At 62.2% G+C, this 22580-nt stretch carries 19 protein-coding genes; 13 read left to right on the forward strand and 6 right to left on the reverse strand.

What is annotated here, in order from left to right; genetic code table 11:
- Nucleotides 1-78 precede the first annotated feature (78 nt).
- The 4 genes from AC6I97_RS10555 (at nt 79) to AC6I97_RS10570 (ending at nt 6751) form a co-directional block, all read left to right on the forward strand.
- Nucleotides 79-996: an MIP/aquaporin family protein gene (locus AC6I97_RS10555; protein WP_497944847.1), complete on the forward strand. Its 918-nt coding sequence runs from the start codon at nt 79-81 to the stop codon at nt 994-996.
- A 71-nt stretch (nt 997-1067) separates the two neighbouring features.
- Nucleotides 1068-2243 carry an exonuclease SbcCD subunit D gene (locus AC6I97_RS10560; RefSeq protein ID WP_497944848.1) on the forward strand — a complete coding sequence of 392 codons (1176 nt, stop codon included), beginning with the start codon at nt 1068-1070 and terminating at the stop codon, nt 2241-2243.
- Nucleotides 2240-5248 carry an AAA family ATPase gene (locus AC6I97_RS10565; RefSeq protein ID WP_497944849.1) on the forward strand — a complete coding sequence of 1003 codons (3009 nt, stop codon included), beginning with the start codon at nt 2240-2242 and terminating at the stop codon, nt 5246-5248. The genes AC6I97_RS10560 and AC6I97_RS10565 overlap by 4 nt, the downstream gene beginning before the upstream one ends.
- 87 nt (nt 5249-5335) lie before the next feature.
- Complete coding sequence (locus tag AC6I97_RS10570; protein ID WP_497944850.1) at nt 5336-6751, forward strand: MFS transporter; 1416 nt, start codon at nt 5336-5338, stop codon at nt 6749-6751.
- Here the strand turns inward: AC6I97_RS10570 and AC6I97_RS10575 are convergent.
- A complete protein-coding gene (locus AC6I97_RS10575; RefSeq protein ID WP_224164643.1) occupies nt 6742-7353 on the reverse strand; it encodes a TetR/AcrR family transcriptional regulator in 612 nt (203 codons plus the stop codon). The two genes, AC6I97_RS10570 and AC6I97_RS10575, sit on opposite strands and share 10 nt — an antisense overlap.
- Nucleotides 7354-7589: 236 nt before the next feature.
- Between AC6I97_RS10575 and AC6I97_RS10580 the strand changes: the two genes are divergently transcribed.
- From AC6I97_RS10580 to AC6I97_RS10605, 6 genes are read left to right on the forward strand one after another with little or no spacing between them, the layout of a single operon-like run.
- On the forward strand, nt 7590-9293 hold the full coding sequence (locus AC6I97_RS10580) for an amidohydrolase (protein WP_497944851.1): 1704 nt from the start codon (nt 7590-7592) through the stop codon (nt 9291-9293).
- 47 nt (nt 9294-9340) lie between these two features.
- Complete coding sequence (locus AC6I97_RS10585) at nt 9341-10333, forward strand: ABC transporter substrate-binding protein (protein WP_224090899.1); 993 nt, start codon at nt 9341-9343, stop codon at nt 10331-10333.
- A gap of 27 nt (nt 10334-10360) precedes the next feature.
- Nucleotides 10361-11134: an ABC transporter permease gene (locus AC6I97_RS10590; protein ID WP_497944852.1), complete on the forward strand. Its 774-nt coding sequence runs from the start codon at nt 10361-10363 to the stop codon at nt 11132-11134.
- Nucleotides 11134-11913 (forward strand): ABC transporter permease, encoded by a 780-nt coding sequence (locus AC6I97_RS10595; RefSeq protein WP_497944853.1) that lies wholly within the window; start codon nt 11134-11136, stop codon nt 11911-11913. Before AC6I97_RS10590 ends, AC6I97_RS10595 begins: the two co-directional genes overlap by 1 nt.
- Nucleotides 11910-12764, forward strand: a complete 855-nt coding sequence (locus AC6I97_RS10600) for an ABC transporter ATP-binding protein (RefSeq protein WP_224090894.1) — start codon at nt 11910-11912, stop codon at nt 12762-12764. Before AC6I97_RS10595 ends, AC6I97_RS10600 begins: the two co-directional genes overlap by 4 nt.
- The gene (locus AC6I97_RS10605; RefSeq protein WP_224090892.1) at nt 12761-14371 is read left to right on the forward strand and encodes a sulfatase-like hydrolase/transferase; all 1611 of its coding nucleotides are present in this window, start codon (nt 12761-12763) and stop codon (nt 14369-14371) included. The genes AC6I97_RS10600 and AC6I97_RS10605 overlap by 4 nt, the downstream gene beginning before the upstream one ends.
- 22 nt (nt 14372-14393) lie before the next feature.
- On the opposite strand, the gene AC6I97_RS10610 is transcribed toward AC6I97_RS10605, so the two are convergent.
- Entirely contained in the window at nt 14394-15362 is a 969-nt protein-coding gene (locus AC6I97_RS10610; RefSeq protein ID WP_224090890.1) for an AraC-like ligand-binding domain-containing protein, read from the reverse strand.
- A gap of 237 nt (nt 15363-15599) precedes the next feature.
- Between AC6I97_RS10610 and AC6I97_RS10615 the strand changes: the two genes are divergently transcribed.
- Nucleotides 15600-17075, forward strand: a complete 1476-nt coding sequence (locus AC6I97_RS10615) for an APC family permease (RefSeq protein WP_497944854.1) — start codon at nt 15600-15602, stop codon at nt 17073-17075.
- A 135-nt stretch (nt 17076-17210) separates the two neighbouring features.
- Here AC6I97_RS10615 and AC6I97_RS10620 read toward each other — a convergent pair whose 3' ends face one another.
- Together AC6I97_RS10620 and AC6I97_RS10625 are read right to left on the reverse strand one after the other, a co-directional pair.
- Nucleotides 17211-18005 (reverse strand): MoaF C-terminal domain-containing protein, encoded by a 795-nt coding sequence (locus tag AC6I97_RS10620; RefSeq protein WP_224090889.1) that lies wholly within the window; start codon nt 18003-18005, stop codon nt 17211-17213.
- 143 nt (nt 18006-18148) lie between these two features.
- Entirely contained in the window at nt 18149-18895 is a 747-nt protein-coding gene (locus tag AC6I97_RS10625) for an IclR family transcriptional regulator (RefSeq protein ID WP_224164634.1), read from the reverse strand.
- 248 nt (nt 18896-19143) lie between these two features.
- Between AC6I97_RS10625 and AC6I97_RS10630 the strand changes: the two genes are divergently transcribed.
- Nucleotides 19144-20478, forward strand: a complete 1335-nt coding sequence (locus AC6I97_RS10630) for an MFS transporter (protein WP_497944855.1) — start codon at nt 19144-19146, stop codon at nt 20476-20478.
- Nucleotides 20479-20564: 86 nt separating this feature from the next.
- On the opposite strand, the gene AC6I97_RS10635 is transcribed toward AC6I97_RS10630, so the two are convergent.
- On the reverse strand, nt 20565-21248 hold the full coding sequence (locus AC6I97_RS10635; protein ID WP_497944856.1) for a phosphoribosyltransferase: 684 nt from the start codon (nt 21246-21248) through the stop codon (nt 20565-20567).
- Nucleotides 21249-21317: 69 nt separating this feature from the next.
- Between AC6I97_RS10635 and AC6I97_RS10640 the strand changes: the two genes are divergently transcribed.
- Nucleotides 21318-21731, forward strand: coding sequence for a winged helix DNA-binding protein (locus tag AC6I97_RS10640; RefSeq protein ID WP_497944857.1), 414 nt, complete (start codon nt 21318-21320; stop codon nt 21729-21731).
- Between the two features lie 18 nt (nt 21732-21749).
- Here AC6I97_RS10640 and AC6I97_RS10645 read toward each other — a convergent pair whose 3' ends face one another.
- Nucleotides 21750-22580 carry an alpha/beta fold hydrolase gene (locus tag AC6I97_RS10645; protein WP_497944858.1) on the reverse strand — a complete coding sequence of 277 codons (831 nt, stop codon included), beginning with the start codon at nt 22578-22580 and terminating at the stop codon, nt 21750-21752.

The following is a 22580-nucleotide window of genomic DNA, read 5'->3' on the forward strand; positions in this document are numbered from 1 at the left end:
ACCGTCCAGACTCAACTGGCAGGATGCTCAAGGGCTTTGCCCCGCGTCCACACCACCAACCGTAAGGAATCACTCGACATGACCTCTCCTGTGCAAGCCACGACCGACCACGAACCGGGGCTGTTCGCGCGGCTGTCCGCTGAAGCCGTCGGTTCGATGTTTGTTGTGCTCGTGGCAGTGGGCGTGTCGATCTTCTCGAATCCTTCATCAGCGCCCCTGCCCGCCGCACTTGCGACCGGCCTGACGGTGACGGTGGCCATGCTGGCCTTCGGTCACGTTTCCGGCGGTCACTTCAATCCAATAATCACTCTGGGCAACCTGATCGCCGGCCGCGTCCGGGCGCTGGCAGCTGTTGCCTACCTTGCGGCGCAGATCATCGGCAGCGTGATCGGCGCCGCTTTGGCCTACGTTGTGGTTCTGACGGTTCCGGTCCTGACGGATGCGCGGGCTGCCTTCGGCTCTGTGGCGGCCGGTTATGGAGAGCATGCTGCTGCCCAAACCCAGATGGCAGGGGTTTTGATCGTTGAAGTTGTTGGCTCCGCCTTGCTGGTTGCGGTGTTCCTTGGAGCGACTGCCGGACGCCGTGCCTTTCCTGCCGTGGCCCCCTTTGCCGTGGGCCTTTGCGTCGCTGTGTTGTTGCAGTTTGGCCAGGTCCTTGGCAACCTTCCGTTTAATCCCGCACGCGCAACTGCACTGGCTTTCTTCAGCCCGTCATGGGCCGTCGAAGGATTGTGGCTCTTCTGGGTAGCCCCACTGATGGGCGCCGCGCTGGCCGGACTCGCTTTCCGTGGCTTTGGCTACGCCTCCTCCGCCACCACCCCTGAAGATGACACGGCGTCAGCGACGGCCGGAACCATCGAGGGAGAGCACCTGGACGCCGATGACACTGACGATTTCCAGGCAGAGGCAGAGGCAGCGGCAGTGGAGACCGGGACCGTCCGGAAAGAAGCTGCTGCAGATGACGCGCGCGACTTCTTTGACGGCAAGAAGGGCTAGGAGACTGACAGGATCGACGCCGGACGGCCTGTCTGCGCTTTTTTGTCGGTGCCCACAGTTAGCTTGAAAATATGCGGTTACTCCATACCTCCGATTGGCATCTCGGCCGGTCATTCCACGGCGTTGGCATGCTTGAAGCCCAGCGCGGATTTGTGGACCAGCTCGTGTCCTTCGTGGAAGCGAAGTCTGTAGACGTTGTCCTCATTGCGGGTGACGTCTATGATCGCGCCCTGCCTGGACTGGATGTCGTCAAACTTCTCGACGACGCCTTGGTGCGTATTACCCAAGCCGGGGCCACCGTAGTGCTCACCAGTGGCAACCACGATTCCGCCATTCGGCTCGGATTCGCGTCACGCTTGCTTGAACGCGGCGGCGTCCATCTCAGGACAAGGGTCGAGGACCTGGATGTTCCCGTGCTTGTTCCCTTCGGAAAAGATGGGGAGAGCAGCGCGACACTTGCTGTCTATGGGATTCCCTATTTGGAACCGCGGCTCGTCGCGGAGCGGCTGGAGGTGGAGACCGCGAGTCATTTCGAGGTCACCCGTGAAGCAACCGAGCGGATTCGGCGCGACCTCCAGAACCGCCGTGCATCGGGCGCAGTGCATCCGGTGGTCCTTGCACACACTTTCGCCAGCGGAGGTATCACTTCGGACAGTGAACGGGACTTGAGCATCGGAGGGCTGGGCGCCGTGCCGTTGGATCTCTTCCAGGACTTTGCGTACGCGGCACTCGGCCACCTGCACGGCAGGCAGGAACTGGCCCCGAATGTCCGCTACTCCGGCTCCCCACTGGCGTATTCGTTCTCCGAAGCAAAACATTGCAAGGGCGCGTGGTTGGTGGACATCGATGCCGATGGAAGCGTTGCTGTCCAGGAAGTACTTTGGGAAGCTGGCAAGAGCCTGGCCGTGTTGAGGGGCAGGCTGAACGATCTCCTTGAATCAAGCGAGCACTCCTGGGCCGAAGCTGCGTATTGCCAAATCACGCTCACGGATGCCGAACGGCCCGTCCAGGCAATGGAGCAGCTCCGAACCCGCTTCCCTGACACCTTGGTCCTGTCCTTTGACCCCGAGGGTGCCGGGACCAAAGAAAAAGCCAGCTACAGCAGCAGGTTGGCAGCAGCCCAGGACGACCTCGAGGTCTGCTGCGGATTCCTGGAACACGTTCGGGAACGCAGTCCTGGATGTGCGGAAGAAGCTGCCCTGCGCGCCGCCCTTGAGGCCGTGCGGCTGGAGGAGGCTGAACTGTGAGAATCCATCGACTCGAAATTGAGGCTTTCGGGCCTTTTGCGACTTCGCAACACATTGATTTCGACCAACTCAGTGCCCAGGGTTTGTTTCTGCTCAACGGCGCCACCGGGGCCGGCAAGACCAGCATCCTGGACGCCATCTGTTTCGCCCTCTATGGTTCCGTTCCGGGTGCACGCCAGGAAGGTAAGCGCCTTCGCAGCGATCATGCAGCGCCGGGTGCTGAACCGCGTGTGGTGTGCGAGTTCTCCGCGCGCGGCAGGCGTTTCGAAGTCAGCCGTTCCCCGGCATGGGAACGCCCCAGCGCGCGGGGCCGGAACGGCTTCACCACCCAACAAGCCAAGACCCTGCTGCGGGAGTGGGTTTCCGGAGTCTGGGAGGAAAAATCTTCGCGGAATGACGAAGTCGGCGCCGAGCTTTCCGAGCTTTTGGGTATGGACCGGGACCAGTTCACGCGCGTTGTGATGCTTCCCCAAGGTGACTTTGCGGCTTTCCTGCGCTCCAAAGCCAACGATCGGCTCGAGCTCCTCCAGAAGCTCTTTGGGACGCAGCGCTTCGAGTCCGTGGAGAAGCACATTGCGCGGCAGGCGGCCGAAGCTGCGCGCGCCGTGCAGGACAATGCGGCCGAACTGAAGATGCTGCTTGACAGGGCAGCCGCAGAACGGGAACAGCTTGGCCTTCCCGATGCGCCGGCAAATGTGGAGACGGCTGTCGAGGCGCCAGAGGCATGGTTCGCGGCCTTGGAGATGGAGCTGCTGGAAGAAGCTGTGCGACGTAAAGACGAGGCCACTGCGGCTGATGCACGGGCCGTACGGCTTGCGGAACAACTTCAGGAGGACCAGGAGAAGGCCCAACGGCATGCCAGGCTCGCTGCTGGAATGCAGCGGCGTGTTCTGCATGAATTAGCTGCAGCGCGGGCACTGGAGAACAAGGAAAAGCTGGGAGGACATCGTCGTGCGGCCGTCCTTGGGGGACAACTGGACGCCGTGGAGGCCACGGAACGTAAGTTCCGTTCGGCCTTGGAGGAGAGGGACAGCTCCCGGGAGCAGCTTGAATCCAAAGGTTTGGATGCTGCACATCCTGTTGCTGCGCTTGAGACAGTAAAGACCACCCTCGCCGTCCTCGAAGCCCGGCTTCCAGATGAACGGCGAATGGAAGAGGTGGCCACGCGGCTCGCAGCCAAGCGAAAAGAACACTCAAGCCACCTGGCGGCCGCCCAGGCAGCAGCAGAGTCCCTGCAAGACCTTCGAGCCGAGGAAGCGGCGGTGAAGACGGGGATGGAAGCACTGGAACCCTCGGCTGCACGGATCGAAGACCTGGAACGGGAGGCGGCCGCTGCGGCCGAACTGGTGTCGGTTGTGTCCCGTCATGAAGCTGCCGCCGCCGGGTTGCAGGACGTCACTGAGCGCCACGCCCGTGCCCGCAACAAAACGCAGGACCTCAGGCAAGCATGGCTTGACATGAGGGAGGCGCGCTTGGCCAATGCGGCCGGTGAACTCGCGGCAGCCCTTGTGCCTGGACAGCCTTGCGCCGTTTGTGGCAGCAACGAGCATCCGAATCCCGCGGCCGCAGCTCGTTCTGCACTTTCCATCGCCCAGGAAGAGGAAGAAGCCAGCAAACTATTTGAAGCCAGCGAGAAAGCTCTGGGACGCATCGCGGAGGAGGTATCAAGAGCCGCGCAGCTGCTGGCGGGCCTGGCTGCCCAGGGTGGCTCCGCAGATCCAGAGGAATCAGCCGCCCGCTTGGTCGCATCCGAAGCTGCGGCGACCGAAGCCCGAAAGGCCTCTGTCGCGTTGGAGAAGCTCCGCAAAGAGCATGAGGGTCTCATCAAACGCATGACCCTCCTGCAAGAGGAACATGCCGCTTCAACGAATGCCGCAGTGCAAGCAAGCTCTGCCGTCGAGTTACTCCAGGAACAGTATCTTGCGCTTGAAAACGAGCTGGCCGGCCTGGGACAGGGCTTCGCCAGCCTTCATGAGAGGGCAGAAGCTCTCACCTCCCAGGGTTTGTTGCTCCAGGCTGCCGTAGATGCCGCGAACGAACTCGAACGTGCCGCAGCTGCGCGCCTGGAGGCGCTTGCTGCCTTGGAACGGGCACTGCCCGGGTCCGGTTTTTCATCGGTCGAGGATGTGCGTCGCCAGCTCATGCCACCGTCGGATGTTGTGGCATTGGAGAACGCACTCGCGGATTTCGAGGCCGAAGCTGCCCGGCTGGATGAGCTGTTTGCCGCCGAGGAACTCGTCATGGCAGCGAAGGAAGTCAGCATCGGCGAGCTTCCCCTGCCGGAGGACGAGCTCAGCGTCGCCAGGACGGGGGCTGCCCATGCCATGGACGCGGCAAAGGCACTTGCCCTTTCCGCGGGGCTCGCACATAAAGCAGTCCAGTCTGTGCAGAGGATCCGCGCCGAGTATCAAAAGCTGGCCGAGGCGGGGAGGGAACCGCGCGAGCATGCCATCTTGTTGGGTGGGCTTGCAGACACCCTTCGTGGCGCAGGGGATAACAGTTACCGCATGAGCTTGAACAGCTATGTCCTGGCTGCCCGGCTGGAGCAGGTGGCCATCGCAGCTTCGGAGAGGCTGGTTGCCATGAGCGATGGCCGCTACACGTTGCAACACACCGACGCCCGGGCGGCACGCAACCAGAAATCAGGTCTCGGACTGGAAGTGGTGGATGAATGGACAGGCCAGCGTCGTGACACATCCACGCTCTCAGGCGGAGAATCCTTCATGGCCTCCTTGTCATTGGCCCTGGGCCTGGCTGACGTTGTACAGCAGGAGGCCGGGGGAGTGGATATTGAGACGCTCTTCGTCGATGAAGGGTTCGGAAGCCTGGACGAGCAAGCGTTGGAACAGGTCATGGACGCCTTGGAGGGGCTGCGCGACGGCGGCAGGGTTGTCGGGCTGGTCAGCCATGTCGCAGAAATGAAGCAACGCATCAGCAGTCAACTGCACGTGATCAAGGGCAGGCATGGTTCCTCGGTGGTTGTTGCCGAAGAAATGCCTGCCTGAGCCCGGATCCTATAGACTTGATCCGTTACACCGGGTTGCGCGCATCGGGAGGAGGGACGATGCGCAGACTTTAGCGAACCCGGAACAATGGAAAAATCTTCGTTGGCTTCCAAGCCACTGCCTTCACATCAGACCCCAACGCCGTCCACCAACCGGTCGCGCCTGCCCGGAAGGTTCGCGCGGCTGCCGGAACTCGCAGGGCCAGGGTTCCTGCCTCTCGGCCTCTTCGCAAGACTTCCGTTGGCAATGCTCACCGTGGGTACATTGACCTTGGTAACAGCGGTGAGTCATTCCTACGCAATTGGCGGCATGGCTGCCGGAGCAGTGGGTATCGGGTCAGCAGTGGGAGCTCCCGTCCTCGGATCGTTGGCCGATCGTGCCGGCCAGCGCATCGTTTTGCTCGTTGCGGCAGTTGTTAACACTCTGGCCGTCCTCGGCCTTCTTGCCGCCGCCTATATGACCCCAACTTCTGCCTCCGTGCTGGACGCTGCGGGCGTGCTCGTAGCAGGTTTCCTGGCCGGGTCGAGCTGCCCGCAGGTCGGCCCCATGGCCCGTGTTCGCTGGATGGCGCTGACCACCCGGAACCTGTCATCGGTCCGCAAGGCCACTGTTTCCACGAAAGATGCTCCTGCAGCAGGAGCGGGAGTGCCGGCGAACGGAGGCAGGAGCGTCGCGGCCAGCCGTGCCGATCTGGACACGGCACTTTCCTACGAGGGCACTGCTGACGAGATTACGTTCGTCCTCGGACCTGCCCTGGTGGGAATTCTGGCCAGCCTCATTGCTCCTTGGCTGCCTTTGGCGTTGGCAGCGCTCATGACCATCACCCTTGTACCCGCCTTCGCCGTCCACCCCAGCCAAAATGCCGTGGTGCCGGCACCCCGCAAGGCTGCTGCCGCCGTCGTGGGTAATTCCCGTGAACGTGCAGCAAAGCGAGGGGGCCGGGCGGGCGCGGTTGTGGCTGTGCCGGTTGTGGCAATGGTGTGCATGGGCACGTTTTTTGGTGCTACGCAGAACGCCCTGAGCGCCTTTTCTGCCCAGTACGCTACGGCGGAAATTGCCGGCCTCCTGTACTCCGTCATGGGCTTGAGCTCAGCCGTGGCGGCGCTGTCCGTTGCGTTCTGGCCGCAGCGCTTCAGCCTTGCCGCCCGATGGGTAGCAGCTGCCTTGGCGATGTCCTTGTTCGCACTGTTGTTGCTGGTTCCTGCAGGCATTTGGCCCATGGTGTTCGTGCTGCTTTTGCTGGGCATCCCGGTGGGACCAGTCATGGTCACGGTGTTCAGCATCGGTGGCGTGGTTGCCCCGGCCGGCCGGATGGCCACGGTGATGACGGCCCTTGCCAGTGGGATCGTGGCCGGTACCGCGCTTGGTTCCTACCTTGCCGGGCAGTTGGCGCAGGCGCAGGGGCCTGGTGCAGCCTTCGTCGTGTCCATGGCTGCCGCAGCGGGCTTGTTCGTGCTTGGAGTTCTGACTTACCTGGTCATGAAACGTCAGCCTCAGTCATAGTCCAGTGCTCCGGCGAGGGAGCGGGCCATTAGCTCCACAAGGCGCATTGACCGTTCTTCGTCGGGGTCGGCCAGATGCTGCATGCTGATGCCGTCTATACCGGAGATGAAGAGGCGGGTGACGTCCTCAAGATTGTGGGGGACTGGCTCGCCGGCGGCATCTGCCGCGCCCCGGAACAGTTCCAGGGTTGAACTGACCCAGCCGTCGTACATGGAGCGGTTCATCAGCAGGGCCTGTGGCTGGTCATCGGCCTCGACGCGGAATCGCCGGAGCAAAAGCTCGAAGGTGGTCACCTGCTCATGCGGATTCTCCAGCATGCGCGTCCAGATTCGCCGGGCGTGGGCTCCGATCATATGGCGCAGGCCCAATCCGGGGTCAGCAACTGGTTCCAATGCCTTCGCATAATCGCGGCTGAGGAAGTTGTAGACCTCTTCCAGAAGCTCGTCCTTGCTACGGAAACAGTAGTGGAGTGCCGCAAGCGGCGCGTCGGCTTCACTGGCGATCCGGCGCGTTGTAGCCGAGGCGAGCCCATCCTGGGCAATGACCCGTGCCGCAGCCTCAACAAACTGCAGCCGCCTTGCTTCGGCGGGAACCCTGGCCATCCGCGCCCCTTCCTGTCCTTAGTCATATCCGTGATCAGGCACGCTGATCATCGGTCTCATCGATCCTAGGCGTTCTGCGCCCGGGCTGGCTCCTGGCAATGCCGTGGAGCCTTTGGAAAGACCCCTGAAAAGAATTTTACCGGAAAACCTAGTCAAGTGACCCAGTCAGGCGACATACTTCTTTCTAGAACGTTGTTGCCTGCATCACATGGGATGCAGTGACCTGAGGAGAACCGATGCAAGAACTTGCCGATCTGGTGATCGTCAATGCCTCGGTCCACACGATGGACCCGGCAAAACCGCACCGGATGTCAGACGCCCTGGCCATCAGGGATGGACGCATTCTGGCACTCGGAAGTACAGACACTGCGAGGGCGGTTGGGCCCGGCACCGTGGTTGTGGATGCCGCCGGAGGCGCTCTCATTCCCGCAATCAATGACGCCCACCTGCATTTCGTTTCGGCGGCAATGGCCGCATTTGGCTACGTGCGGCTGGATCCATCAATCGCACCGGATTGGGCGGCTGTGGTGGACATCATCAACAGGGCGCCAGCAGGGGAGGACGGCTGGGTTCGTGCGCATGGTTGGGACGAAGTGCTGCTCGGACCAGCAAGCGGATATTTGCTGGATTGCCGCCCCGGTACCCCGGTGGTTGCGTTCGACCGCACAGGCCATCAACTTCTCGCCAATAGTGAAGCGCTGCGTCGGGCGGGCATCACTGCTGCTACGGCAGACATCGACGGTGGCACGGTGGTGCGGGCCGGCGATGGCAGCCCAACTGGCCTTCTTCAGGACGGCGCCATGCAACTGGTTTCAAAGATGATGCCACCGGTGCCGAGCACGACGCTTCGCCCTGCGCTGCTGCAATTGCAGGAACAGTTGCACTCGCTGGGCATTACGTCGCTGACAGATCCGGGCCTGGGCCCTGCCAGTGCCGGACTGATGGACGGTGCGGGCTCGACGGCGGCACTTGAGTTACTCGGCGACCTCGCCGCAGATGGTGAACTGACACTAAGGATCAATGTCCTGATGCTGTTCGCGGGGACCGGGGGAGCCGATGCGAAGGCCATCGACGAGGGCCTGCGAAGCGGACTGGCCAACACCTACGTGAGCAGGGGCATCGATCCGGAGCAGCTGCGGATTGCCGGCGTCAAGATTTTCGCCGACGGCATTCCGCGCAGTGGTACCGCGTGGATGAGCGAACCATATGGAAACGCCTGCACGCATGGCCACCTGGTGATCCAAGGTGCCGATGACGCCCAAAGGGTTGCCGAACTCCACCGGATACTTCGGCTTATCAACGACTCGGGACTGCAGGCAGGAGTCCATGCAACGGGCGACGCCGCCACATCCGCGGCCGTGGAAGCGATTGTGGCAGCGGCCGATGGAACCGCTGAAGCCGGCTCCAAAGTGGCAGGAAATCGCCACTACATCATCCATGGCGCCTTCACTGATACCGAAACCCTGGCCACCATGGCTTCCCACCACATCGGCTACAGCACCAACCCGCTGATCCGCGAGGAAGCCGGGGACATGATGCGCCAGGTACTGGGCGAGGAACGGTTCTCCCGCCACCAGCCACTGCATTCCGCTCTGGAGGCCGGCGTGCACTTCAACCTGGCCTCTGACGCTCCCGTCACCAGTCCCGACTGGCGCCGGACTGTGGCGGCTGCTGTTCGTCGTGCCACCCGCTCCACGCCAGGCAACCCCGGCGATCCTGAACGGATCACCGGACTCCAAGCGCTCGCCGCCATGACCATAGGCGCAGCTTGGCAAGACCACGCAGAACATTTCAAAGGAGCACTGATACCGGGTATGGCCGCAGATCTTTGCCTGCTGTCAAACCCCTGGCCGGATGACGAGGAGATCGAGAAGCTCCTCGACGCCGAGGTCAGGCTCACCCTGAGCGGTGGCCGCATAGTCCACCAATCCAACAGCTAGAACAAAACCCCTCCGTTCCAACCATTTCGCGATTCAAGGAGCACCACATGCGACGCAGTTTTCCTTTGGCACTGGCCGCAGTCCTGTCCATGGCACTTGCTGCCTGCGGCGGCGGGTCAGGCCCGGCTTCCACCCCGGCCGCTGACGGGACCACCACACTGAAGGTGGGTACCATCGGTATCGGATCCGATGCCGCGATCCAGCTCGCCATCAACAAGGGCTACTTCAAGGAACAGGGTCTCAACGTCGAGACTTCCGTTATTGCCAACCCGCCCGCCGGTATTGCAGCTGCCCAGAGCGGCCAGATCGATCTCACCTATACACCCTCCATCCCGCTGCTGAATGCGCTGAGCCAGAACGTGCCACTGAAGATCATCGCTGCTGCTGATGGCTATAAAGACGGCGCAGGGAAATCCAGCGACCTCAACAGGGTCGATGACACAGGGCTCCTGGTCCAGAAGGCATCGTCGATCTCCCGGCCAAAAGACCTCGAAGGCAAGAGCGTCAGCGTCCCGGCCCGCAAGGCACAACTGGAAGTCACCGTCAGCAAGCTCGTCAAGGACGACGGCGGCGATCCCGCGAAGGTGAACTGGATGGTCCTGGACCCTTCATCGGCCCTTCAATCCCTGAACTCGGGACGCGTCGATGCAGCGTCGCTCGTTGCACCTTTCACGTCGAAGGCGATGTCCGAGGGCAACAGGCTGCTGGCATCGCCGGGCGTCGAATTCTTTGAACAGGGCGCAATCGGCCTCTGGGTTTCGGGTGCCAACACCGTGAAATCCAAGGAGAAGGCCTTGCAGGGTTTCAAGGCAGCTATCTATAAGGCCAATGCGTACGCCAATGGCCACATCGAAGAGGCACAGCAACTCAGCGCCGAGATCACCAAGACCCCGCTGGACGTCGTCAAATCAGGAGCAGTGAACTACTGGCCTGAGGACGTCCGCACCGAGGACATTGAAAGGGCCAACAAGAACCTTGCGGACCTCGGTTTCCTGAGTGCACCCGTGAAGCTGCCGGGCGATCTTGTCTTCGGAAAGTAGGCGCGAACCGAACATGGGAGGCTCATCATGAAAGGGTCCATCCGCCCATTGACCTTCAGTGCGCTGGGCATTGCGGCAGCGCTGGTCATCTGGCAGGTCCTTGCCGAGGCAAAGGTGGCAGGAAATGCCCTGCCGCCAGCTACCACTGTTTTCAGCACCCTGGCAACCATCCTGGGGACGGCTACGTTCTGGTCCTCGTTGGGAGCCACGATCGGGATCGCCCTGCTCGCGCTGGCTTTGTCCGCGGTGGCAGGCGTCATCCTGGGCCTGCTTGTCGGGACTTTTGAGACCGTCAGGTTCGCTACCTTGGCGGTGCTGGAGTTCCTGAAGCCCGTTCCGCCCATCGTCATTCTTCCCTTGGCGGTGCTGGTACTGGGCCCAACCGGGGAGATGTCCTTGTTCCTGGTGGTGTTCGGCTGCCTCCTCCCGATCGTCATGCAGACTGTCGACGGAGTCCAGAGCACCGATCCCGTTGCCAGGGACACTGCCCGCTCCTATGGCATGCGCGAGCCCGAAATCCTGGCCCGCGTGGTCCTGCCCAGCGCCATGCCTTACATCGGAACCGCCATGCGGGTTGCTGCCCCGGCCGCCCTGGTGGTCACTGTGGTAGCGGGTCTGCTCGGCGGTGGCCCGGGCCTGGGCCAAAGCATTTACCAAGCCCAGGCGGCCGGTGATTACGCCAGGCTCTACGGCCTGGTGATCGTCCTGGGCGTTCTGGGCCTCCTGTTCCAAGGTGCCACGCGGCTGGCCGAGCGCCGTGTCCTGCACTGGCATGAGTCCTACCGTGAAGTGGTGCCGTGATGAGAAACCCCACAATGAGAAATTGGTTGATCGGCGCCGGAGCGCCCGTGCTGTTGTTGGTGGCTTGGTGGTTCCTGTCCGAGAGCTCCCTTGACCCCTTCTTCCCGCCGTTGCGCACCATCGTTGGCCGGTTCCAGGAACTCTGGCTCTTTGAGCACTTCCAGTCAGATGTGCTGCTGAGCCTGGGAAACCTGTTCCTGGGATTTGCCATCGCAGCCTTTGCGGGGATTGCCATCGGGTTCGTGACGGCTCTTGTTCCCCCGGTTCGCTGGATGGTGGATCCGTTGATCCACTTCCTTCGGGGAATACCGCCGGTTGCCCTGGTGCCGATCTTCATCTCCCTCATTGGATTCGGCACCCAGATGCGCGTGACCAGCATCGCGCTGGCCGCGCTGTTCCCAACGATGATCGCCACCGTGGACGGTATCCGTGGGGTGGGCAACGACCTCATGGATGTGGCGAGGGTCTATAGGCTGACCCGGAAGGAGCGCGTCCTGAACGTCCTGCTTCCCGCGGCGGCGCCGCAAATCTTCTCCGGCTTGCAGGTCAGCCTTCAGGTTGCCTTCATCGTGATGATCGCCAGCGAGATGCTGGGCAGTTCCCAAGGCATTGGAGCCATGACGCTGCTCGCGCAGCAGAGCTTCATGACAGCGGACATGTGGGCCGGGATCCTGCTCCTGGGCGTCATCGGATTCCTTGTCAATGTCCTCTTCAGCCTGCTCAGGCGCAAGGTCCTCTCCTGGTACATCGGCTCCCGGCGCATGGCGCGTGCAGCATGAGCATCCGACAGGCCCCGAGCCTTTCCACCCGAAACAGAAAGTCCGCCATGGCACAGCAACCAGAAACCCGCATCAACGCGACCACTCCACGGTTGGACGTGGCTCACCTGGCCAAGAGCTACGGGAGTGGCGAAAAATCCCATGCAGTCATCGAAGACCTTACTTTCACCGTGGATGCCGGCGAGGTTGTCTGCATCGTCGGTCCCTCCGGCGTCGGAAAGACGACCCTCCTGAAATGCCTGGCCGGGCTTCATCCGGCCAGCAGCGGACGGGCGGCCATCGATGGCCGTACCATCAGTGGCCCACCGCCGGAAATGGCGCTGGTTTTCCAGGACTACAACCGTTCGCTCATGCCGTGGCTGACGGTCAGGAAGAACCTCGTTCTTCCTTTGCGGCACCTCAAGTTGCCCGCAGCGGAACTGAAAGAACGCTGCGACAGCGCACTGGCCGCCGTCGGGCTTTCCCACGCCGACAACCAATACCCGTGGCAGTTATCCGGCGGCATGCAGCAGCGTGTGGCGATTGCCCGTGCCCTCGCATACCGGCCGGAGATCCTTATCATGGACGAGCCCTTCGCTTCGGTGGACGCACAGACACGCTTCGACCTCGAAGACCTGTGCCTGAAGATCAGGAAGGACTTCAACATGACCATTCTGGTGGTGACCCATGACATCGACGAGGCCGTCTATCTGGCAGACCGCGTTGTGGTCCTGGGCTCCAAGCCGGCCCGCGTCCTGAAGATCGTCGACGTCGACCTGCCGGCTCCGCGCGACCAGATCACCACGCGCTCGCTTCCGGAGTTCGCACGCCAGCGCACGGAAGTGCTGTCCCTCATCAAGAGGCCGGTATGACGCGGGAGCGCGGCAGTGCCGCCAAGGGCAGGCCCAACGTCCTGTTCTTCATCGCGGACCAATTGCGGGCCGACCACTTGGGCTTCGGTGGCAATCATGTCGTCCGGACGCCCAACCTTGATGCGCTCGCAGCCCGGAGCGTGGTATTCGACAATGCGACGGTGGCGAACCCTACCTGCATGCCCAACAGGGCCAGCTTGATGACTGGCCGGTGGCCTTCGGCGCACGGGACGCGCTGCAATGGAATCACGTTGGATCCGTTGACGCAGACTGTTCCCGGATCCTTGGCAGCCGGCGGTTACCGCACTGTGGGAGTAGGAAAACTGCACCACCAAAACATGGGGTGGGAGTTTGAGCCGCACCAGGCCAAGGAGATCCGGAGTACCGATCCGATGCTCCTGGATCCAACAGTTGGTGACGCCCGCCGGCCCGGCTACGCTCCCGGTTGGGATCAGTGGGAGAACCGGGAGGCGCACGATAAACGCTTCATCGGGCTCCCTGCCGACTACTACGGCTACCAACACGTGGACCTCGTCATTGGTCATGGGGACCGGCCCGGAGGCCACTATGTCCATTGGGCCAGGGAACGTGGCGTCGACCCCGAAACGCTGGGAGGTGCAGGCAACTCCGCCAGCCGGTATGGCGGATGGGACCAGGTGTACCAGACAGCCATTCCCCCTGAAGTGCATCCCACCAGCTATGTGGGCGAGAAGGCAATCGAGCATCTGAAGGACGCGGCGGGCCAGGACCAGCCCTTCTTCATGTTTGTCTCCTTCCCTGATCCCCACCACCCCTTTTCACCCCCGGCAGGCTACTCGGACCTCTACGATCCTGGTGCGTTGCCCCTGCCGCTGGGATTCGACCAGGATCACTCGGCGTCTCCGGCGCATATCCAGGCAATGATGGAACACCGGGGCCATCCGAACCCGGACCCCACCATGACCTGGGCAGCAACGGAGGAACAATACAGGCATGCGGCGGCGGCACAATACGGCCTGATCACCATGATGGACGAGCACATCGGCCGAATCCTGGATGAGCTTGATCGCCAAGGCCTGGCCGAGGACACCATCATCGTTTTCACCAGTGACCACGGAGACTTGTTCGGGGACCACGGCCTCATGCTCAAACACTTTGTCCACTACCGTGCGGTGACGAATGTTCCCTTGATCGTGCACGTTCCGGGCATCCCGGCGGCCCGCACCCAGGCCCTCGTTTCCAGTGCCGACCTGGCACCAACCTTGCTCGAGCTCACCGGTTCGACGCCCTACCGGGGTATCCAGGGCCGTTCCCTGGTTCCTCTGCTGCAAGGATCTGCGCAGAGGCACCGGGATGCTTTGCTGGTGGAGGAAGAGCAGCCATTCGGACTCGATGGACTCCCCGGGCCGGTGAGGATGCGGACGGTCATCACAGCAGAGGGCAGGCTGACGCTTTACTTCGGTACCGACGTCGCCGAACTGTACGATCACCGCACAGACCCAGGCGAACTGCTCAACCGGGCCGGTGATCCTGCCTTCGCCGGGTTGGAGGGGCGCCTGCTGCGGGCAATGCTGAACGAGATGGCTGCCGTGGCAGATGAAGGCACAGCTCCGACGGCGGCAGCCTAGTCATTTGCCGGGCATTTCACCGTTAGTGGCTGTTGCGGTAGCCGGTGGGGGAGTTGCCGAACGCAGCCCGGAAGATCCGGCTGAAGTGGGCTGCGTCAGTGAATCCCCACCGCGCCGCAATGGCCGTGACCGGTCGGTCTGCCAGGACAGGGTCCAGGAGGTCGCGCCTGCAGCGTTCGAGCCTGCGCTGCCGGATGGATGAGGCCACGGTGGTGCCGATCTCCTGGAAAAGATCGTGCAAGTGCCGGGTGGAGATGTAGTGGGCGGCGGCTATGGTTCCCGGGGAAAGTTCGGGGTCACCCAGATTGGCCTCGATGTAGTCGTGGATCCGTCCCAGAAGGAGGAGGTGGGGATCGCGGCCGGTCTCGATGAGCTGGTCCAGTTCGCCGTTGAACAGGGTAGTGACGAGATCCAGTGCATTGTGGACCAGGCGGAGGCCATTGGCCCCTGAAAGGGCTTCGAGGTTATCGGCAAGCCTGACGAGGAAGGGGCTGATGAGCTCGCCGAGGCCTTCATTCCCGGGTATCCGGAGGGCGGTTACGTGGCCCATGGCTTCGGCCGGCAAGTCAAGGAGGACGTGCGGGAACATCAGCACCAAAGTGCGGAAGTCGTCGTCGAACGTTAGTTGGTAAGGGCGGGAGGTGTCATAGATGGCGAGGTCCCCGGGACCGAGCACGGCTTCGCGTTCGTCCTGAACCAGGCGGCCAGAGCCGGAGAGCTGGATGCTGAGCTTGAAGAACCGTCCGGTGGACTTGGCGATCAGCTCAGGCGTTCGCAGGACCGTATGGGGACCAGCCGTAACTTCGACCACGGAAATTTGCCCCAGGACCCTGGCCCGCATGGTCCCGTGGAAGTGGTTGTCTTTGGGATGTTCAGGGCCTTTGGCCAGTAATGGCACGAAGGATGCTGAGATGGCCCGGCTCCATTCCTGGAATGAATCCGCCACCACTGTGTGCACGGTTGCGGGGCCGGTCTCAGCCGCGACGGTCATCAAATTCCCTTTCAATGCCCGCCGTACCTGATGGCGCCGGTACTGAATGCCACCAGCGCGGACGTGAGCTTGCCCACGATTCTACACCGGGGGACTTTACGCGGGCTGTGCTTGCGTGCACTGACAAACACCTTGCCTTGTGAGACAAGTCACGCGGTGCCTTGGCGGAGGAAGATTGCGAATGACCGACACCGTGCCGCGCAATCTCCGTCCGGCACCGAGGCAGGAGCACAACCAATGAGCGTGGATAACCCCGTTAAGCGCAAGATCGCAGGGCCCGCAGACACCAAGAGGCGTCTGGGCGTCCCGGCCGTGACCTTCATGATTATTGCGGCCTCCGCGCCGCTGACCGTCCTTGCGGGCGGGGTGACCACCACCTTCGCTGTCACCGGGGTGACAGGAGTCCCGCTTTCGTTCCTGATCCTCGGCGGGATCCTGGCACTGTTCGCAGTAGGGTACGCGGCTATGAGCCGTTATGTCACCAACGCCGGCGCCTTCTACGCCTACATTGCCCAAGGCATTTCAAGGCCGGCCGGTGTGGGAGCCTCGCTGGTCGCCTTGATGGCCTACAACCTTATGCAGGTAGGCATCTATGGGCTCTTCGGCTTCACAGTCTCCTCACTGCTCTCGGCAAGGCTCGGCATCAGCGTTCCCTGGTGGATCCCAGTGCTGGTCTGCATCGCAATTGTGGGCTGGCTGGGAGTCAACCGGGTGGATCTCTCGGCAAAGGTGCTGGGCGTCCTGGTGGCCCTGGAATTCCTGGTGGTCATCGCCTATGACGTCATCAGCCTGGCTGTGGCACCTGAAGGAGTCTCTGCAGGCTCGTTCAGCCCCGAAAGCCTGTTCGTCCCCGGCATCGGCGCAGTCCTTTCCTTCGGAATCGCCGCCTTCATGGGCTTTGAATCGGCGGCCATCTATGGCGAAGAGTCAAAAGATCCCCAGCGCACCGTTGCCCGTGCTACCTTCGCAGCGGTTGCCATCATCGCCCTCTTCTATGCCGCCTCCGCTTGGGCAATGACCGTCGGTGCAGGCCCATCCGCAGTCATTGAAACAGCCACCAACAGTGGCCCGGACATGATCTTCGCCTTCCTGGGCACCAACGGAGGCGTGCTGTTGAGTGATATCGCGCAGATCCTGTTCGTGACCAGCCTTTTCGCCGCCTTGGTCAGCTTCCACAACGCAGTGGCGCGATACTTCTTCTCGCTGGGCCGGGAGCGCGTCATCCCACCGTTCTTCGCAGCTGTCCGCACAGAGAGTGGCGCACCCTTTGCGGGGTCGCTGGCGCAAACGGTGATTGCCGTCGTCGTGACTGTTGCCTTCGCCATCGCGGGATCAGGTTCTGAACTTGGTGAACTGTATCCCGTGCTGACCATGTTCACCTGGCTGACAAACAGCGGTGCCATGGGGCTGGTCCTGCTCATGACCGTAGTGTCCGCCGCAGTGATTGGCTTCTTCCGCCGGAACCGGCATGGTGCCAGCCTGTGGGGGCGGGTTGTTGCGCCCGGCCTTGGCTTTGTTTTCCTGGCGGTAGTGTTTGTGCTCATCCTTGCCAACTTCAACGTCCTTCTCGGTCAGACGGAATCGACGGCGGCAACATTCGTCCTGCCGCTGGTAGTGCTGCTGCCGGGCCTGGTGGGAATCGCGTGGGGGCTGCGCCTGCGGCGCTCGCAGCCCGGACTCTATGCCCGGATCGGCCACGGCTCCGAAGACTGAGACTGTTTAAAGGCTGAGACTGTTCCGTACGCGGAAGCACCGCACGAAAGAAAGCCCCGGCGGGTGACCAGTTCAAATCTGGTGCCGGGGCTTTCTTTCGTGTCTTGTTGGTTCGATTGATTCGAGCCGGGCCAGCTACACCGAAGGGTCAAGCTCCGGGCTGTGGTGGGTGATGCTGATCAACCGGCCGTGGGCGCCGAACGTGAAATGCACAGGCTTGGTGCCAGCCTCATCCCAGCCGAAAAGGCTGCCATGTGAGCGGATTGCTTTGGGGCTCCGATGATCGGCTATGGTCACGGAGCCGCACGGGATGACCTTTTCGCGCCAGGTAAAGACGAAAATTCCGGGCCGGATTTCGAAGACGGTATTGGAATCGGTGTCTGCGAGGCCCCGCTCCGGTCCGGCGAGGCACTGCCAGGTGTACCAGGTAGGGCTGAGGTAGATGTGTTCGTAGGCGTGGGCATCGCTGTACACCCATTCGACGCGCCGCCCGATCAGGCCTGTGCTCTCCGCGATGGCTGTTCCATTGGCGCTGAAACCTTCGAGGGTCCCGGCGCGGAAATCGTGCTGGACTGCCGTTGAGCCGGGGGATGCGTGTCCCAGAAGAGCGCCGACGTAGAGCGCGCGTCCGTTGGCGAGGTCCAGGATCAAGGAAACGGCGAGGCCTTCCTCCACAGGACTGTGCCATTGGGCGTAGTAGAGCTCATCGGCTACGAGGAAGGCCTCATAGGATGCCGTCCCGCTGTTTCCAGCCGCAGCCCATTGGACTTCTTCGTCATCAAAGCTGAACGTCATGGGCACGCCATCGCTGCGGACGGCAAATTCCCGTCCCGCCAGGTCCTGGACGGTGGGGGCTTTGTTGGCATCGAAGCCGGGCGCCAAACCGTCCAGGGGCAGCCAGTTGGAGGTATCAAGAAGATTCAGGCTCATGGGTTCCTTCTCAGTGCTCGACGATACGAAGGACAGGAAAATTCCTGTCCTTCTTCGAGTATTGGGTTCCCGCGGCTGTGGGTCTTGTGCTGTGGGGCAGGGCACTTGACCCAGAAGGAATGCCTGGCCTGCGGAGGAGGGGTTCAGGCCAACTGGCTCTCGATGCGCATGGCGCTGGCAGCCAACTCCTTACCCACGGCGTCGGCGTCCTGGTCGAGGCGGATATAGACGACGGCGATTGCGGCCGGTCGTCCGCCCGGGACGTGGATGGGAGCGGCGATTGATGACAACCCGGCGATCACTTCATCGTGGCTGGTGGCGTAGCCGATGCGTCGGGCTTCGTGCGCCTCGGGGCGGTAGGGGATACCTGCTCCTACCTGACGCCAACGGTCCTCGGTCATGGTCGATTGGATGGCGATGCCGGGTGCGCCAATACCTATTGGGTGGCGGCTTCCGGGATGCTGGGCGAGTGCGGCGCCTGAATGCCGGGGTTCCACGGTGACCAGCGTGACGCATTCCTGGTGGTCCCAAACGGCCAGGAAAGCGGTCATGTGCAGGGTATTCGCCAGCTGGGTGAGCTCTGGAAGGGCAGCTGTTTGCAGGTTGCTGGAGACCCCACGTGCCAGGACGGCCAGTCCGGGGCCGGGCTGGACGCGGCCTGAATCGTCCCTGATCAACAGCGAGTGGTCTTCCAACGTCCGGAGGATGCGGTAGGCAACAGAACGGTGCACTCCCAGGGCTTCGGCGAGTTCAGCAATGCTAAGCGGGCGTTCGGCTTCGGCAAGGATCTCCAGTGCACGGATTCCCCGTGAGAGGGTTTGCGACGGCGGCGCCTGGGTTGCTGCTTCCTGCGGACTTTTGACGTCGCTGCGGGGACTCATGCAAACCATCCTATGTTGGCGGGTGACGGCATGCGGCGGTCAACTCTATGTTTTGCACACCTCATCAAGATATCGTTCCATATACGAATTGACTATTCAACTATAGAACAATTGTGTTCTTGAACAGCATTTTTCCCGTTGTGGCGGGATAAATGCTGTGCGCTGGGTCACGGTATGTAGTAGTCTTTCCTAACTGACCGTTCTGTCGGTTAATGCCAGCCATGCACCGACCAGTCACTCTCACCCCTGGAGTTCCAATGACCGCAACTTCCACTGTCGACTCTGCGTCGGGCCCAAGCAGTAAGCGCGAAGAGCGCCGGGTCCTGGCAGGGACTTTGGTCGGCACCACCATTGAGTGGTACGACTTCTTCATCTTTGCCCAGCTCACGGCAACGCTGTTGTCGCCGCTGTTCCTGACTCCCCTGGAAAAATCGAACCCCGGAGTGGCGCAAATTCTGTCCTTCGCCACCATCGGCATCAGCTTTCTCTTCCGGCCACTGGGGGCATTCGTTGCCGGACACCTCGGCGACAGGCTGGGACGCAAGGCAGTCCTGGTCATGACGCTTGTCATGATGGGGGCGGCGACGGCCCTGATCGGCGTGCTGCCCACCTACGGAACAATCGGGCTTTGGGCCCCGATTCTGCTGATCACCCTTCGGGTGGTCCAGGGCTTCTCGGCCGGTGGTGAGTGGGGCGGCGCCGCCCTGATGGCTGTAGAGCATGCTCCGATCAGCAGGCGCGGACTCTTCGGTGCTTACCCGCAGATCGGCGTGCCCATCGGCATGATCCTGGCAACCGGCCTCCTGTTCTTCCTGCAGTCGGGCATGTCAAAGGAAGACTTTGCAGCCTGGGGTTGGCGCGTGCCGTTCCTGCTTTCCGTGGTTCTGATCGTGGTGGGCTACCTCATTCGCCGCGCAGTCGGCGAAAGTCCGGTCTTCAAGGAAATCGCGCAGCGCAAGGCCGAAAGCAAGGCGCCCCTGAGCGAGCTGTTCCGGAATAACAAGAAGGAGGTCATCCTCGCGGCACTGATCTTCATCGCCAACAATGCCGCAGGCTACCTGTTGATCGCCTTCTTTATCTCCTACGCCACCAAGGCGCTGAAGATGCCGGCGCCCCAGGTCCTCCTGGCCACCACGGTTGCCTCCTTCGGGTGGCTCATCTTCACCATGGTGGGAGGCTGGCTTTCGGACAAAATTGGCCGCGTAAAGACGTTCCTGCTCGGTTACGGCCTGGTGTTCGCATGGATGATCCCCATGTTCGCTTTGATCGATTCCAAGGACATCCTGCTCTACGGAATAGCTTTGTTCGTCCTCACCATCGGGCTTGGCTTGTCCTATGGGCCGATGTCAGCCATGTACGCCGAGATGTTCCCTGCCCACGTCCGCTACTCGGGAATCTCCATCGGCTACGCCTTGGGCGCCATTCTCGGCGGGGCCTTCGCCCCTTTGATTGCCCAGGCTTTGTTGGACGCCACCAAGTGGTCCGGATCAGTGGGCCTGTACATCATGGGACTGTGCATCGTCTCAGCCGTGGGAGTGATTCTTGCCAAGGAAACCAAAGGCCGTCCCCTCGGCTTCAGTGTTCATCACTAGGCCAGCAACAGATCCAATCCCAGCAACACAGTGATTCTCCGGGCGGGCGCGGTTGTAAAACCGGGTCCGCCCCGGGCGTTAAGCAGCTATTTCGCCCTTGGGGCCTCTGCACCTTCCAGCTGCTCCACGACGTCGTGATCCGTCAACTGTTCAAAACGCTCATAAAATGCCCCAACAGCATGGAATTTGCCCGGCGTGTGCAGTGCCATCACGAAGTCGCACACCCGTGCCAAGGATGTTGCGGCTTCCAGCGAGGCCACGGGAACGGCGGCGACCACCGTGCGGGCACCTGATGCCCGCACAGCCTCCACGGCAGCACGCATGGTGGCGCCGGTAGCCAGGCCATCGTCCACCAGAATGACGGTCTTATCTCGAAGGTCGTTTTCGATTCCAGGGTATTGCCGTGCGCGCCGAAGTAGTTCGGCGCGTTCATGTGCCTCTACTGCATCCAACGCCGCCTGGCTGATGCCATGGGCCAGGACATGTTCCTTCAGCGGCTTGTTGACGATGCGGACGACGTCGCCCTGGCACCATGCAAGTGCGCCGTAGGCAGTCTCCTCGCGTCCAGGTATGCCAAGTTTGCGGACCAGGATGGTACCGAAGGGCAGGTACAAGGCGGAGGCGGCCGCCACGGCCAGGGGGACACCTCCGCGGGCCAGGCCAAGGACGATCGTGTCTGGCCGTTCCCTGAACTGGGGGAGTCCTTCGGCCAGGCGCCGGCCGGCTTCCGCCCGGTCCTTGAAACGCATGCCCATTTGCCCCACTTCCACGTAATTTGGCTGCTTCCAGCCTACCGTTCAAAGCTTGCCGGGTGAGGCATCCGCTGGAAGCATGGGCTTGTGAACAAGCCCATTGGATATTGGATCAAAAGGCTCGACGCCGCGCTGGAACTCCAGCTTGATGCCACTCTGGCCCGGGTCAAGCTGAGCCGGCGGCAGTGGCAGGCCCTGGGCACTTTGGCAGAGGGAACGGTCCGTCCTGATGAGCTTGATGAGATCCTGCGCCCGTTCTGGGGCAATGACGCGCGCCTGCGGGAGCGGGAGCTTGCCTCGTTGGTGGGCAGGGGCATGATCACGATGATTGATGACCGCTTGGCGCTCAGCGAGCTCGGCCGCGAAAAATACCACGAGGCCCTCCGCTATGTGGAAGCCGCCCGCCAGGACCTTTCCATGGGCATAGGAATCGATGAATATGCCATGGCGTTGAGCGTCCTGGAACGAATGAGCCTTAACGCGGAGCGGTCGAGCCGTTAGCGCCGGCCGGCGCGATCACTACACACCCAGGAACTCGATTGCCGCGTCCTTGAAAGCCCGGCTGGTGATCACGTTGGTGTGCGTGCGCCCCCGGACCACCAGGGTCTCCACCATGGCACCGCGCTTGCCGGCAATGGACGCAAGCTCAGGCATGGTGGCCGCGCGATCGTCTTTCTCGCCGGCAACCAACAGGATGGGCACGTGCGGGGCGGCTTCGGCAGGATCGAAGGGCTCACCCTTGATCGCCTCGATCAGCGAAAGCATGGCGAACAGGTCATTGCTCGGCAGCAACTGTGCCATCTTCAGCAATCCTGCAGTGGACTGGTCCTCAATAGGAGTGCCATCGGCCAGGTGCCGCTGGGCGGCCGCGAGGTCGAAGGCTGCCAGGGGATCCGCTGAACTCGGTCCGCCCAGGACGATCCGGTGAACCAGGTCAGGCTGTGTCGCGGCGAACTCCCACGCCAGCCGGGATCCCAACGAGTAGCCCACGATGTCCAGTCCCGTGGAAGGATCGCCGTCGCGCAGGGGCCGCGCGCCGGCGTCGGTCACGATCTGCAGGAGGTCGGCGCGGATCCGGCTGGGGGTGTACGAATCCAGGTCCTCGGGCGAATGGCTTTGGCCGTGACCGGGAAGATCCACGGTGATGACCCGACGGCCAGCTTCCTGCAGCGTGGTGATCCAGCCACTGTCCGCCCAGTTGAGCTTGCTGGATGAGGAGAAACCGTGGATCAACAGGACGGGTCGCAGTCCGGCATCGGTGGCTGGTTCATGCACTTCAACGAACAATTCGGGGTCGGTGCCCTCAACTGTGTGCCTGTGCTGTTCCACGGTGTGCCTGCCGGTCATCAT

This window comes from Arthrobacter sp. TmtSoilC48, assembly GCF_059739425.1.

Coding starts and splice junctions, on each gene's coding strand:
- AC6I97_RS10555 (WP_497944847.1), top strand. CDS start 79: ATGACCTCTCCTGTGCAAGCCACGACCGACCACGAACCGGGGCTGTTC.
- AC6I97_RS10560 (WP_497944848.1), top strand. CDS start 1,068: ATGCGGTTACTCCATACCTCCGATTGGCATCTCGGCCGGTCATTCCAC.
- AC6I97_RS10570 (WP_497944850.1), top strand. CDS start 5,336: ATGGAAAAATCTTCGTTGGCTTCCAAGCCACTGCCTTCACATCAGACC.
- AC6I97_RS10575 (WP_224164643.1), bottom strand. CDS start 7,353: ATGGCCAGGGTTCCCGCCGAAGCAAGGCGGCTGCAGTTTGTTGAGGCT.
- AC6I97_RS10580 (WP_497944851.1), top strand. CDS start 7,590: ATGCAAGAACTTGCCGATCTGGTGATCGTCAATGCCTCGGTCCACACG.
- AC6I97_RS10585 (WP_224090899.1), top strand. CDS start 9,341: ATGCGACGCAGTTTTCCTTTGGCACTGGCCGCAGTCCTGTCCATGGCA.
- AC6I97_RS10590 (WP_497944852.1), top strand. CDS start 10,361: ATGAAAGGGTCCATCCGCCCATTGACCTTCAGTGCGCTGGGCATTGCG.
- AC6I97_RS10595 (WP_497944853.1), top strand. CDS start 11,134: ATGAGAAACCCCACAATGAGAAATTGGTTGATCGGCGCCGGAGCGCCC.
- AC6I97_RS10600 (WP_224090894.1), top strand. CDS start 11,910: ATGAGCATCCGACAGGCCCCGAGCCTTTCCACCCGAAACAGAAAGTCC.
- AC6I97_RS10605 (WP_224090892.1), top strand. CDS start 12,761: ATGACGCGGGAGCGCGGCAGTGCCGCCAAGGGCAGGCCCAACGTCCTG.
- AC6I97_RS10610 (WP_224090890.1), bottom strand. CDS start 15,362: ATGACCGTCGCGGCTGAGACCGGCCCCGCAACCGTGCACACAGTGGTG.
- AC6I97_RS10615 (WP_497944854.1), top strand. CDS start 15,600: ATGAGCGTGGATAACCCCGTTAAGCGCAAGATCGCAGGGCCCGCAGAC.
- AC6I97_RS10620 (WP_224090889.1), bottom strand. CDS start 18,005: ATGAGCCTGAATCTTCTTGATACCTCCAACTGGCTGCCCCTGGACGGT.
- AC6I97_RS10625 (WP_224164634.1), bottom strand. CDS start 18,895: ATGGTTTGCATGAGTCCCCGCAGCGACGTCAAAAGTCCGCAGGAAGCA.
- AC6I97_RS10630 (WP_497944855.1), top strand. CDS start 19,144: ATGACCGCAACTTCCACTGTCGACTCTGCGTCGGGCCCAAGCAGTAAG.
- AC6I97_RS10645 (WP_497944858.1), bottom strand. CDS start 22,580: ATGATGACCGGCAGGCACACCGTGGAACAGCACAGGCACACAGTTGAG.